This window comes from Caballeronia sp. LZ024, from assembly GCF_031451455.1.
Lineage (GTDB): Bacteria > Pseudomonadota > Gammaproteobacteria > Burkholderiales > Burkholderiaceae > Caballeronia > Caballeronia telluris.
The window spans coordinates 1065099-1077670 of record NZ_JARUXL010000004.1; the positions used below are offsets into that span (position 1 = coordinate 1065099).

Annotated in this window: 13 protein-coding genes; 3 read left to right on the forward strand and 10 right to left on the reverse strand. The window is 64.8% G+C overall.

Translation table 11 applies throughout. The annotated features are described in order from the left end of the window. Nucleotides 1-29: 29 nt before the first annotated feature. Nucleotides 30-647 carry a flavin reductase family protein gene (locus QCE48_RS27150; protein WP_309783623.1) on the reverse strand — a complete coding sequence of 206 codons (618 nt, stop codon included), beginning with the start codon at nucleotides 645-647 and terminating at the stop codon, nucleotides 30-32. Nucleotides 648-791: 144 nt separating this feature from the next. Here QCE48_RS27150 and QCE48_RS27155 point away from each other — a divergent pair, with 144 nt between their 5' ends. Beyond that, the gene (locus tag QCE48_RS27155; RefSeq protein WP_309783624.1) at nucleotides 792-1391 is read left to right on the forward strand and encodes a DUF2239 family protein; all 600 of its coding nucleotides are present in this window, start codon (nucleotides 792-794) and stop codon (nucleotides 1389-1391) included. Between the two features lie 164 nt (nucleotides 1392-1555). Here QCE48_RS27155 and QCE48_RS27160 read toward each other — a convergent pair whose 3' ends face one another. The 3 genes from QCE48_RS27160 to QCE48_RS27170 all read right to left on the reverse strand — a co-directional run bounded on the left by QCE48_RS27160 (nucleotide 1556) and on the right by QCE48_RS27170 (nucleotide 3939). Then, a complete protein-coding gene (locus QCE48_RS27160; protein WP_165829974.1) occupies nucleotides 1556-1708 on the reverse strand; it encodes a hypothetical protein in 153 nt (50 codons plus the stop codon). Between the two features lie 290 nt (nucleotides 1709-1998). Next, nucleotides 1999-3000, reverse strand: a complete 1002-nt coding sequence (locus tag QCE48_RS27165; RefSeq protein ID WP_309783625.1) for a hypothetical protein — start codon at nucleotides 2998-3000, stop codon at nucleotides 1999-2001. Nucleotides 3001-3255: 255 nt separating this feature from the next. Continuing rightward, nucleotides 3256-3939: an MgtC/SapB family protein gene (locus QCE48_RS27170; protein ID WP_309783627.1), complete on the reverse strand. Its 684-nt coding sequence runs from the start codon at nucleotides 3937-3939 to the stop codon at nucleotides 3256-3258. Nucleotides 3940-4074: 135 nt separating this feature from the next. Between QCE48_RS27170 and QCE48_RS27175 the strand changes: the two genes are divergently transcribed. Beyond that, the gene (locus QCE48_RS27175) at nucleotides 4075-5199 is read left to right on the forward strand and encodes an AGE family epimerase/isomerase (protein ID WP_309783628.1); all 1125 of its coding nucleotides are present in this window, start codon (nucleotides 4075-4077) and stop codon (nucleotides 5197-5199) included. On the opposite strand, the gene QCE48_RS27180 is transcribed toward QCE48_RS27175, so the two are convergent. Beyond that, the gene (locus QCE48_RS27180) at nucleotides 5200-6819 is read right to left on the reverse strand and encodes a methyl-accepting chemotaxis protein (protein WP_309783629.1); all 1620 of its coding nucleotides are present in this window, start codon (nucleotides 6817-6819) and stop codon (nucleotides 5200-5202) included. A gap of 230 nt (nucleotides 6820-7049) precedes the next feature. Between QCE48_RS27180 and QCE48_RS27185 the strand changes: the two genes are divergently transcribed. Continuing rightward, nucleotides 7050-7490, forward strand: a complete 441-nt coding sequence (locus QCE48_RS27185; RefSeq protein WP_309783631.1) for a PaaI family thioesterase — start codon at nucleotides 7050-7052, stop codon at nucleotides 7488-7490. 147 nt (nucleotides 7491-7637) lie between these two features. On the opposite strand, the gene QCE48_RS27190 is transcribed toward QCE48_RS27185, so the two are convergent. The 5 genes from QCE48_RS27190 to QCE48_RS27210 all read right to left on the reverse strand — a co-directional run bounded on the left by QCE48_RS27190 (nucleotide 7638) and on the right by QCE48_RS27210 (nucleotide 12539). Further along, nucleotides 7638-8486 carry an ureidoglycolate lyase gene (locus tag QCE48_RS27190; RefSeq protein ID WP_309783633.1) on the reverse strand — a complete coding sequence of 283 codons (849 nt, stop codon included), beginning with the start codon at nucleotides 8484-8486 and terminating at the stop codon, nucleotides 7638-7640. Nucleotides 8487-8533: 47 nt separating this feature from the next. After that, a complete protein-coding gene (locus tag QCE48_RS27195) occupies nucleotides 8534-9277 on the reverse strand; it encodes an SDR family oxidoreductase (RefSeq protein ID WP_309783634.1) in 744 nt (247 codons plus the stop codon). Nucleotides 9278-9338: 61 nt separating this feature from the next. After that, nucleotides 9339-10181 (reverse strand): amidohydrolase family protein, encoded by an 843-nt coding sequence (locus tag QCE48_RS27200; RefSeq protein ID WP_309783635.1) that lies wholly within the window; start codon nucleotides 10179-10181, stop codon nucleotides 9339-9341. After that, nucleotides 10178-11230: an aldo/keto reductase gene (locus QCE48_RS27205; RefSeq protein ID WP_309783637.1), complete on the reverse strand. Its 1053-nt coding sequence runs from the start codon at nucleotides 11228-11230 to the stop codon at nucleotides 10178-10180. Before QCE48_RS27205 ends, QCE48_RS27200 begins: the two co-directional genes overlap by 4 nt. Before the next feature lie 22 nt (nucleotides 11231-11252). Beyond that, complete coding sequence (locus QCE48_RS27210; RefSeq protein ID WP_404982265.1) at nucleotides 11253-12539, reverse strand: UxaA family hydrolase; 1287 nt, start codon at nucleotides 12537-12539, stop codon at nucleotides 11253-11255. Nucleotides 12540-12572 lie beyond the last annotated feature (33 nt).

The following is a 12572-nucleotide window of genomic DNA, read 5'->3' on the forward strand; positions in this document are numbered from 1 at the left end:
TGCGGAGCGCCTTTTTTCATGTCGATCGGCTACGCGGTCGGCCGGATCATCTCGAACATCTCGCCGATTTCCGCGTAGTCGCCGCGATAACCCGCGCGCATGATCGGCCGGGCGGCGGCGGTATCGAAGATGCCGTCCTTCAGGAATTCGCGCCGGATATGCACGCCAACCACCTGGCCGAGCGCGAGCCAGTTGTTCATCGGCTCGCCGTCCAGGTTCTTCAGGCGGACGATCTGCAACAGCTTGCATTCGAGCGCGGCCGGCGACTCCGCAACGTGCGGCACCTCCACGTTGCGCCCCGGCGCCTTGGTCAGCCCGGCAAGCTCGAATTCGTCGACCTCGTGTGCGACGGGCGCCGACGTGCGGTTCATTCGTTCGGCCAGCTCGCGATTCGACAGATTCCACACGAATTCGCCGGTCGCTTCGATGTTGCGGATGCTGTCCTTATAGCCTTCGCTCGAAAATCCGATGATGTACGGGAACGTCGCGAACGCGCCGAAGAAGCTGTACGGCGCGAGGTTCACGCGGCCGTCGGCGTCGCGGCTCGAAATCCAGCCGATCACGCGCGGCGCCACGATTGCCTTGAACGGATCGTGGCGCAGGCCGTGGCCTTCGTCGGGACGGTAGAAATGAACGTCGTCGGTCATGTGCGTTTGAGGTGTGCCAGGCGATGGAGCCCAAGCATAGCCGAGGGCGGCGATGTCGGCAGGACGATTTTTATCCGGGTTTAATTGACCTTCTATTTATACCCGGATAATATTCGGTCATTCTTCTTCCATCCGAGTTGTGCCATGACACCGGCTTTTGACAGTCGTTACACCACGTTCGAGGGCGGTCGACGCATCTCCGCCGGCTCGCTTCAGGCGAACGCCTTGGCGGCGAGACGTGCGATCGGAGACGGCGCGACCAAACCCGTCCTGATCTTCGAGGACGAAACGGGCCGCGTGATCGACATCGACATGCAAGCGCCGGCGGAAAACGAGGCGGCTCGGCTGCCTGAAGGCGCGGAATCGGCTGTCGCGGATGAACCTCGCGGGCGTGGACGCCCGAAGCTGGGCGTGGTCGCACGCGAGGTGACGCTGCTGCCGCGCCACTGGGAATGGCTCGCGACGCAACCGGGCGGCGCATCGGTGGCATTGCGAAAACTGGTCGAGGAAGCGCGGCGCGCGAACGGCGATCAGGACAGGACGCGCAAGGCGCATCAGCGGGCGTATCGCTTCATGTCGGCGATCGCGGGCGACCTGCCCGGCTTCGAGGAAGCGACGCGCGCATTATTCGCCGATGACGCACCGCGGTTCGCCGAACAGATCGGCGCATGGCCGTGCGATGTTCGCGACTACGCCACGCGTCTCGCTTTCGGCGACGGCCAACAGGCGCGGACAAAAAAATAGCGCCGAATGGCGCCGATGTGGACGTCGACAGAGAGTCCGTCGAGTAATTGATGGTGAAGCTAGAAAAACTACATTTCAGACTACGTGAAAGCGGGCGGAGAAAACCGGTCGATGGACCTTGTTCAGATGCTGTTATTCCTGTCCCGCACCGCTTTCGTTCAAGCTCACAGACGAATCCCGAAGGCCGTTCCGCGCGACTTGCGAATGCGCTCGGCTTCGCGGTGACGCGCTTGGTACGAGTAATCCGAGTCGAGCGGCAGGTGCGGCGATTCGAACAGCGAAGCAAATTTTTGCAGCAGGGCGAAGAGGTAGCTCATGTCAGACTCCGGTTAATGTTGCAGGGTTTTCCCTTAAGAAGAATTATAGGGTTTCCCCCTACCGATATCTAGTGCAATGCAGCATTTCGCCGCTAAAAACAGGTAGTTTTTCTACAACACCGTTCGAACAACGCCACGCATGGATAAGGGGACAGGTTTGGGACGGCCACCCGGCGGGCTTGTGCCGCCGAAACGGGGCCGTCGCGAGAACGGGCGCGCTGTGGCGCGCGCGTTACGGACGCGCGCAAATGACCGTAATCACGGAATGGAGAATGGCGGGCCCGCGCCGTTCAGCGCGCGGTCACGTGCGTGCGGTGGTGGGCGTGCTTCGGCGCGTGCTTTTTCGGCGCGGCGTCGTTGCGCGCGGCGCTCACCGGTTGGATCGGCGACGCATCGGCGGTTTCCTTCGGCGTGTTTAGCGCGTTGAGCGTGCTGACGTTCGCCGAATCGGTGTCGAACAGGGAGGAAAGCGTCGCCTGCTGGTTGAGCATCAATTGCTCGATGCGCTGCTGCCGCAACGCGCTGTCGCGGCTCATCCGCATCAGCAGGAGCGTCTGCGCGACGCCGGTCGCGACCGTCACGAGCATCGCGCAGACGATGATCGTCAGCATCGTCTTCATGCGGCGCGAGTGCGCCGTCGACGACACGCGCTGATCGGCGGTCACGGCGTAAAGCGCGTCGATGGTGTCGGCGAAGGCCGTCGCGCGGGCGCGGTCGAGTTCGGGCGCGGCGGTGTCGCTGCTGCGATGATTCCGCCGATCGGCATCGACGAGCGCAGCAGCCAGCGGCGACGGCGCCAGACGCCCCTCGGCGACGTCGCCCTGCGCCGGCGCGGCGGATTCATGCGGATTCGGGTCGGCGGCCGGGTTTTCCTCCGGCATCGTATCGATCGCCAGCGCCAGTTCTTCGTTCAACGCCGGTTTCGTCACAGCGGCGGCGGACCGCGTCGCTGAAGCCGACGCACTCGCCGCCTTGCCGCCTCGGCGCGCCTGCGCCGCCGGACCCGGCGAGTCGGCGTCGAGCGGAGCGCCGTCCGCGCGGATCGCACGCCTCGCCTGTGCACCCTCGGCACCCGCGCCCGACTGCACCACCGCCATGAACACTTCCGGCAGCTCGAAACCGGCGAGCGTGCCCTGCCGGATATCTGTGTTCATCGCCTGAAACGTCGCGCGCTCGATGTCTTCGGCGAATAGATCCGGCGTGGCATCGCCGCGCGGCGCGCTCGTCAGTTGCGCGAGCCGCTGCGCGGAGCGCGCGGCGCGGGCGAGTTTCTTTTCGGCATCAGTGGACACGGCGGGAGCGATGCTGTCCGGCCGCGAAGGCTGAGTCGTCGGGTCGGATCGGGATGCGGTTTTTACAGCGGAATCTGGCATAAGGTCGGAGAGCGGCGGCCGGAAAAGACGGCGCGCGGAAAGAAAATGCGGATCAGCGTTTTTTCGAGAGCGCATTGTCGCACGGCGCAGCGCCTTATCTGGCGGTAATCTGCGCGATTTCGCCGATTCCGCGCGACGCGCGTATACGTCCGCAACGTCATCGAACGAAGCCAGTCACGACGCGTCTTCTTCCCTGAATTCGCGCACGCTCGGCAGCGTGCGCAGCCGGTCGCAGATCGCCTGATATTCCGTCGACGACACGCGCGACAACACGACCTGCACTTCGTCGAGTTCCGGCGAATCGTCGCTCTGCTGCACGACGAACTGCTTCACGCGCACGCTGCCCGGCCCGAGCGTTTCATGCAGCGCGTGAAAACTCAGCGAGCCGCGCTCGACCAGCATCGTCAGTTGGCGACGCTGTTTCACGGAGATGAAGCGCCGTTCGAGCGGCTTGATGCCCGCGAGGATGATCAGAATGATCGCGGTCGCAGCGATCGACGCCGTGTAGAGCCCGCCGCCGACCGCGAGGCCGATCGCCGCCACCGACCACAAACTCGCCGCCGTCGTGAGCCCGCGCACGATCTCGTTGCGCAGCAGGATCGAGCCGGCGCCGAGAAAGCCGATTCCCGAGACGACCTGCGCGGCCATCCGCGAAGGATCGAGCACGACGCGATCGCCTTTCAGCGCGTCGGCGAATCCGAACGCCGACACGATCATGATCAGCGACGACCCGACGCACACCAGCATGTGCGTGCGCAGGCCGGCGGCCCACGAGAGGCGCTCGCGCTCGAATCCGATCACGCTGCCGAGCGCCGCGGCCATCACGAGCCGCGAGACGAGTTCCAGATTGCCTAACATGAATGTCGGTCCTCCTTTTCGTTGTCGATGTGTGCCCGCGCCGGTCGTCCCGCGTCCGCCGATGCGGGTTTGCTATGCTTGGCGCCTCGCACGCGCACGACGCGTGCCGCATGCCAACCACCCAGACTTCACCGTATGCAAGACCAGAAACCGCATGACGCATCCCGCCAGTCCGCCACGCCGGCCGCAAACGGCGCCGCGCTGCGCGATCACTACGCGAACGTCGTGCTGCCGATCTGGCGCGGCGCCGGGTTCAACGCGAAGCTCGGCCTCGCGTATGAAGCGGTATCGCCGGACGACCACGCCGCGCTGCCGCCGACGCGCTATCGGGCGATGGCTTGCGCGCGCCAGTTGTTCGTCTTCTCGCTCGCGGGCGATCTCGCGCATGCCGCCACGCTCTTCGCATCGTTGCGGCACTATTTTCAGGACAAGGAAAACGGCGGTTGGTTCTATAGCGTAGACGCGGATGGCGCGCCTTTCGAGCGTCAGAAGGATCTCTACACGCACGCGTTCGTGATTTTCGCCTGCGCGGCATACGCAAAGAAAAGCGGCTCGGCCGACGCAATCGCGTTATTGAACGAGACGTCGGCGCGGGTCGAAACGCGCTTCGCGTCGGGAAGCGGCGCGCTGAACGCGGTGATGTCGGAAGACTTTGCCGGCGTGCTGGAAACGCCTTTGCAGAACCCGCTGATGCACTTGACCGAAGCGTGGCTCGCCGCGCGCGACGCTACGGGCGACGCCGCGTTCGACCGTCGACTCGAAACGCTCGCGCACGAAGTCGCGCGGACGTTCGTGCATGGCGAAAGCGGTTGTATCGCGGAATTGCCGATTGGCGCGGCGGGCAATCGCCTGGAGCCGGGCCATCAGTTCGAATGGTATTTTTTGGTGGAAGGCAGCCGCCATCCGGCGTTCGAAGCGGCCGGCCTGCGCGAGCCGCTCGCGCGCGCGTTCGACTTCGCGCGCCGCTACGGCGTCGATCCGGCGACGGGCGGCGTGTTCGCCGCGCTCGACGAAACCGGCCGCGTGATCGATGGCACGCAGCGCATCTGGGCGCAGACCGAATATTTGCGCGCGCTGGCGACGCACGACAGCGAAGCCAGCCGCGCCGAACTGCCGTTGCAGATCGCGCGCTTCAGCGAGCGCTTCCTGCACGCGCGCGGCTGGATCGAATGCCAGTCGGCGGAAGGCGTGGTGACGCGCGCCGACATGCCATCGACCACGCCGTACCACCTCGCCACCGCCTACGCAGCGTTGCGCTGATCAAACCGCCGAGCGTAGCGTCGCGCGGAAGGAAGGCGCCGGTTCGCGCGTGTCGCGCGCGGCGCCTTCGAGCACCGCGTCGGAGATCTGGAACACCGCCACCGCCGCCTTTAACTGGCGCGTCTGCTCGTGCAGCGATTGCGCCGCGGCCGCCGCCTCTTCGACGAGCGCCGCGTTCTGCTGCGTCATCTCGTCCATTTGCGTGACCGCCTGGTTGACCTGCTCGATGCCCGTGCTCTGCTCCGCCGACGACGCGCTGATCTCGGCCATCATCTGCGTGACGCGCGAAATCGACGACGACACCTCGCGCATCGCCTGCCCCGCGCGCTCGACGAGCGCCGAGCCGTCGCTCACTTGCGACACCGACTCGCTGATCAGCTCCTTGATTTCCTTCGCCGACTGCGCGCTGCGCTGCGCGAGCCCGCGCACTTCGCCCGCGACGACCGCGAAGCCGCGTCCCTGTTCGCCCGCGCGCGCCGCTTCGACGGCCGCGTTGAGCGCGAGGATGTTGGTCTGGAACGCGATGCCGTCGATCACCGAAATGATTTCCGCGATCTTGTCCGAGCTTTGCGCGATGCTGCGCATCTTCTCGACCACATCCTCCACCACGCCCGTGCCGCGCGAGGTCGCGCTGAGCGCGTCGCCCGCGAGCGAATTCGCTTCGCGTGCGTGCTCGGCGTTCTGGCGCACGGTCGCGGTGAGTTCCTCCATGCTCGACGCCGTTTCTTCGAGCGACGCCGCCTGGTTCTCGGTGCGCGCCGACAGGTCGGCGTTGCCGGTGGCGATTTCATCGGCGCCGTAGTTGATCGAATCCGACGTCTCGCGCACCGTCGCAACCGTGCGCGCGACGCTCGCCTGCATCACCGCGAGACCCGCGAACAGACGGCCGATCTCGTTGCTGCCGCGCTCGGCGATGCGCTCGTCGAGCCGGCCTTGCGCGATGCGGTCGAAGTGACGGCCGGCTTCTTCGAGCGGCGCGACGAGGCCGCGGCGCAGCGCGACGTGCACGAGCACGATGCCCGCCACCAGCGCGATGAAGATGCCCGCGCCCACCGCGCGGAACAGGAAAAAGCGCTGATCGATCGATTCGAGATAAGCGCGGCCGGCGGCGTCGCCGAACTGCATGAATTTTTGCTGCTCGGCGAGATAGCGGTCCTGGAAGCCTTGCGTCGGCTGGTCGAGGAACGCCTGGATATTGCCCGAATCGAGATACTGGACGAGTTCGCTTAGCGCCTTCGAATAGGCCGCGTACTTCTCCTGCAGCGCCGCGACGCGCGCCTGGTTATCGTCGCCCGTTTTCGGCGCGCTGACGAACGCGCCGAACGACTTCTCCGCGAGCGCGATCTGTTCGCGCGCGTGCTGCACGATCTCGACCGGCTCCGCGCCACCGCGCACCATCCGCGTCCCGGCGCGCGAGAGGTTGATGCGCGCGTCCATCAGACGCTGCGTGGTCTCGTTGACCATGTTGACCTGCTTGAGCGCGATGTTGGACAAGTTGCCGACGTCGTCATGCGTGTTCGACAACGACCAGAAACCGAGCCCTTCCGTCACTACCTGAAACAAACAGAACACCAGCAATACTGCGAGCAAACCTGAAGCAACTTTGACTTTTCCCAACATCCTGACACCCGAATTCATGTATTGGCCCATGACTGCGGCAATGTGCGGGTTTACGGCAATCGGGGACGCGCACTTGAACGGAATTCGCACTTTTCTCTTCGACCACGCGCGTCGCAAGCTTTCTGAAACAATGACGAAAGTTTTTCGGCGGGTTTTGGCGAACTTCCTTGCAGAGTGGACGAACGCTACCTAAAGTCTTTGCAGGACCGAACCCACGAAGGAGTGTCCGAATGGCCGAAATCGTCGATATCGCTCGCGGTGCGCTGAACGCGCAACCGTTCAGCGCCTTGCTGGGCACGAAACTGATGCAGGTCGACGCAGCGAGTCTCACGCTGTGTCTCACCATTCGTGACGACCTGAGGCAGCAACACGGTTTCGTGCACGGCGGCGTCGTGAGTTATCTCGTCGACAATGCGCTCACGTTCGCGGGCGCGCTGAGGCTCGGCCCGAAGGTGGTGACGGGGGAATACAAGATCAATTATCTACGGCCGGCCGTGTCCGGCACGCTGATGGCGCGGGCCCGCGTGATCCACGCCGGCATGACGCAGGCGACCTGCCAGTGCGACGTCTACGTGACGGACGGCAACGCCGAGCGGCTCGTCGCGGTCGCGCAGGGCACGATCAACCGCATCGTCGAAGGCGCGCCGGAACCGATGATGTTCGACGCCTGAGCGCGTTTGCGCGTTTGTGGCGGCATCGAAGCGAAAAACCTCGCCCGATCGCGAGGTTTTTGTTTGCCTCGCACGCTCCCGTAAAAGCTCACTTTTGCGTCGGCGCGAAAAAAAGCCGCTGCGCGCGAACGCGCAACGGCTTTCGCCTTACTGCGCGGCGACGGTCTTTTGCTGCTGTTCGCCGAGGCCCTGAATACCGAGGCGCATCGTCTGCCCGGCCTTGAGGAACACGGCCGCGGGCTTCACGCCCATGCCGACGCCCGGCGGCGTGCCGGTCGAGATGACATCGCCGGGTTGCAGGCTCATCACCTTCGACAGATACGACACCAGTTGCGCGACCGTGAACACCATCGTGCGCGTGTTGCCGTTCTGATAGCGATGGCCGTCGACTTCGAGCCACAGGTCGAGTTTCTGCGGATCGGCGATTTCGTCCTTCGTGACGAGCCACGGCCCGATCGGCCCGAACGTGTCGAAGCCCTTGCCCTTGTCCCACTGCGTGCCGTGTTCGAGCTGCCACTCGCGCTCCGACACGTCGTTGATCACGCAATAGCCCGCGACGTAGTCGAGCGCGCTGGCTTCGTCGACGTACTTCGCTTCCTTGCCGATGACCACGCCGAGTTCCACTTCCCAGTCGGTTTTCTTCGACTCGCGCGGGATTTCGACGTCGTCGTTCGGACCGCAGATCGCGCTCGTCCATTTGCCGAAGATCACGGGTTCGGTCGGCACCGGCAGGTTCGACTCGGCGGCGTGATCGGCGTAGTTGAGGCCGATGCACACGAATTTGCCGACGCGCCCGACGCACGGGCCGATGCGCGGTTCGCCCGACGCGACCGGCAGCGTCGACGGATCGACGGCGCGCAGTTTCGCGAGACCCGCGTCGGTCAGCGTGGCGCCGGCGATGTCGTCGACGATGCCGGACAGATCGCGAATCTTGCCGTCGGCGTCGAGAAGACCCGGCTTTTCCTGACCCTTCGGCCCAAAACGAAGCAGTTTCATCTGGTTTGATCCTCGTGTTTCAAAAGGTGATTCGGTTGCCTTGCAGCCTAGTTCGACCAGCCGCCGTCGATCAGATGGATCTGACCGGTCGTGAACGACGACTCGTCGGACCCGAGATAAAGCGCGAGCGCCGCGATTTCCTCCGGCTTGCCCACGCGCCCCATCGGCTGACGCGCGACGAACGCCGCCTGAACCTGCTCGATCGTCGCGCCCTGCGCCTTCGCCTGCTCGGCGATGCGCTGCTGAAGCGATGGCGAATCGACGGTGCCCGGACAGATCGCGTTGCAGCGGATGCCGCGCGTGACGAAATCGGCGGCGACGGCCTTCGTCAGGCCGATCACGGCCGCCTTCGACGCACCATACACGAAGCGGTTCGGCACGCCCTTCACGCTCGACGCCGCCGACGACATGTTGATGATCGACCCGCCGCCCTTCGTGAGCATCGCCGGCAGGAACGCGCGGATGGTACGGTACATCGCCTTCGCGTTGAGATCGAACGCGAGATCCCAGTCCGCCTCGCTCGCTTCGAGGATCGAACCGGCGTGCACGAAGCCCGCGCAATTGAACAGCACGTCGATCGCGCCGATTTCGCTCGCCAGGTCGTTGACGGCTTGCGTATCGAGCACGTCGAGCTTACGGAACTCGAACGGCTTGCCTTCGAGCGACTCGGTGCGGATGTCGGTCGCGATCACGCGCGCGCCCTGGGCCGCAAACAGCTCGGCGGTCGCGAGGCCGATTCCCTGTCCCGCCGCCGTGATCAGCGCGGTCTTGCCTGCCAGTCTTTGTATCATCTACAGCTCCGGTTAAAAGTGTTTTTGAGACATGTCGGGTATTTCGGCGGTTTGCGCGCCGTCACAGGCGGTAGAACACATGGGCGTTCGCGCCGAAGATCGCCGCTTCGTCTGTTTTTTCAAGATGAGGACGCTGGTTGCAGAGCGCGCGGGCCGCGTCGTGCCAGCCAGCATAGTCGCCATTCAGGTTTAGTACCGGCCAGTCGCTGCCCCACATCAGGCGTTGCGCGCCGAAATGTTCGAAAAGATGGTCGACGTAGGGTTTCAATACGGATTCGTCGCATTCTTGCGCGGCTTCGGTGACGAGTCCGGACAACTTGCAATACGGTTTTTGCGGCAGTTCCGCCAGTTGCGCGATGCCGTCGGCCCACGGTTGCCAGCCTGCGGCGCCGTCGCGAATCGGCGGCTTTGCGCCATGATCGACGACGATTCTCAGCTCCGGGTAGCGCTGCGCGAACTTCGTGAAGGACGGAACGTGGCGCGCGAAGATCAGCGCGTCGAATGCGAGATCGAGTTCGATGAGCTTCCGAATAGCGGGTTCGATCGGTGCGGTTTCGATCCAGCAGTCGTCGGGCAAATCCTGAAGCATCGGGCGCACGCCCTTGAACTTCGGATCGCGCGCGAGTGTTTCGATCAACGCGGGCGCGTCGGGCGCATCGAGCGGCACCCAGCCGACGACGCCCGCGATCGATTCCTCGTTGTGCGCGAGGTTCAACAGATAGCGCGTTTCATCGACGGTCGGCGCGGCCTGGACGACGATCGTCCGCGCGACATTCGCCGCTTCGCGCAATGGCTTGAGCTCGTCGGGACCGAAAACGCGATACAGCGCCTTCATCTCCGGCTTGAGCCAGCCGTAATCGCCGCGCGCGGGGTCCCAGTAATGCTGATGCGCGTCGATATTCATCGCGGCACCGGCGCGTCCGGATGCAGCAACTTGTTCGCGCGCAGCGCGTCCCACAGCGCGGCGGGCAGCGGCTCGGCGAACGAAGCCGCGTTCTCGGCCACTTCGTGAGCGCTGCGCGCGCCCATCAGCACGGTCGCAATAACTTTATGCGCATAAGGAAATTGGAGGGCCGCGCTCGACAGCGCGACGCCGTGCTCACGGCAGACGCGTTCAAGCTTGCCGACCTGCTCGACGATCGCGGCGGGCGCATCGCCGTAGTTGAACTTCAGATCGCCTTCGGCGCCAGCGTCGAGACCGCGCGCGAGAATGCCCGAGTTGAACGCGCCGCCGAGCAGGATGCTGACCCCGCGTTTCGCGCACTCCGGCAGCAAGTCGTCGAGGACGGCTTGTTCGAGCAGCGTGTATCGTCCGGCGAGCAGCGCGCAGTCGATGTCGAATTCGGCCATTGCTTCCATGATCGCCGCGCCTTCGTTCACGCCGAGTCCGACCGCCTTCACGCCGCGCGTCTGGCGCAGTTCGTCGAGCGCGCGAAATCCGCCGTCGTCGGTGAGTTGCCGCCAGTAGAACGCGTTCTTTTCGCCGTGCGTCACGCGGCCGATGTCGTGAATCAGCACGATATCGATATCCACGATGCCGAGACGCTGCTGGCTGTCCTCGAACGAGCGCAGGATGCCGTCGTAGCTGTAGTCGTAGATCGCTTCGAAGGGCAGCGGATTCGCCCAGCCTTCGCTGCCGTCGTAGGGATGCACGCGCGGCACGAAGCGGCGGCCGACTTTCGTCGAAAGCACGTAGTCGGCGCGCGGATAGCGGCGCAGCGCGTTGCCGAGGCGGTGCTCCGCTTTCGTATGGCCGTAGTGCGGCGCCGTATCGAAGAAGCGGATGCCGCTTTGCCACGCGGCGTCGACGGTCGCCATCGCCGCCTCTTCCGACAACTCGTGATACAGCCCGCCCAGCGGCGCGGTCCCGAGCGAAAGCGCCGTCACTTCCAGCGCCGTGCGGCCGATCTTGCGGCGGCGACCGACCGCCGCGTCTCCTGCTTCGTTATTCATCTGCGCGGCCTCATTGCTGCGATCAAGTTGGCAAGCGTTCAACTGTTACGCCGCCTGTCACATTACGCGCGGTCGCCGCGCGCGGCAAATGCGCCGGCAGGCAAGCCGGCCCGACCGGCTCGAACGTCTTGTAAGTCAGGATGAATTCCTGATGGCCTAATCCTTCCGACTTCGACGCCGCGCCCGCCGCCACCGCGACGGTCGCATCGAAGACTTCGCGTCCGACTTCGTCGAGCGTCGCGCGGCCTTCGAGGATGCGGCCCGCGTCGACGTCCATGTCGCCGGACAGGTTGCGGTAAGTGGTCGGGTTGGCGCAGACCTTGATGACAGGCGAGATCGCCGAGCCGACCACCGAGCCGCGCCCGGTCGTGAAGAGGATCACATGCGCGCCGCACGCGATCAGTTCGACGATTTCCGCGTTGTCGCTGATGTTGGGAAAGCCAAAGCGCGGCTCGCCGTCGGGGACGACGTCGAGAAGGTACAGGCCGCCGGTCGGCGGAACGTCGCCGGGTTTGACGATGCCCGCGATCGGCGACGCCCCGCTTTTCGCATACGCGCCGAGCGACTTTTCTTCCTGCGTCGTGAGACCGCCGTCCGCGTTGCCGACGGCGAACGAGCCGTGGCCGAGGATCGAGTAATAGCGCGCCGCCTTCGCCACGCACGCGACGATTTCCGCGCCGAGTTCTGGCCGCGCCGCGCGCTTTTCCATGTGATATTCGCAGCCGACGAGTTCGCCGGTTTCTTCGAAGATGCACGTCGCGCCCGCTTCGATCAGCGCGTCGAACGCGCGGCCGACGGCCGGGTTCGCCGTGATGCCGCTCGTGCCATCCGAGCCGCCGCAGATCGTGCCGACGACGAGTTCATCGAGCGCCATCGGCACTTTCGGCTGCGCGGCGAGCGTCGCGCGCGCTTCGCGCACCCAGTCGAGACCGTTCTGGATCGTGCTGCGCGTGCCGCCCTTTTCCTGGATCGTGAGCACTTGCGCGGGACGGCCGCTCGCGCGCACGGCATCGACGAGATGATGCTTGTTCATGCTCTCGCAACCGAGCGAGACGAACAGCACCGCGCCGACGTTCGGATGCGTCGTCAGGCGTTCCATCATCTTTTCGGCGTAGCTATTCGGATAGCAGCCCGGGAAGCCGATCAGGTGGACGGGCGGTTCGTGCTCGTGATGATCGAACGCGTCGAACGAAGGGCGGAATTGCGCGACGATCTCGCGCGCCACGTGATGCGCGCATTCGACCAGATAGGCGACGGCCACGACATTGCGAATGCCTTTGCGTCCGTCGGAGCGTTGATAACCCAGCATGGGAAAGGATGTCGTTGGCATGGTTCGCGGAGT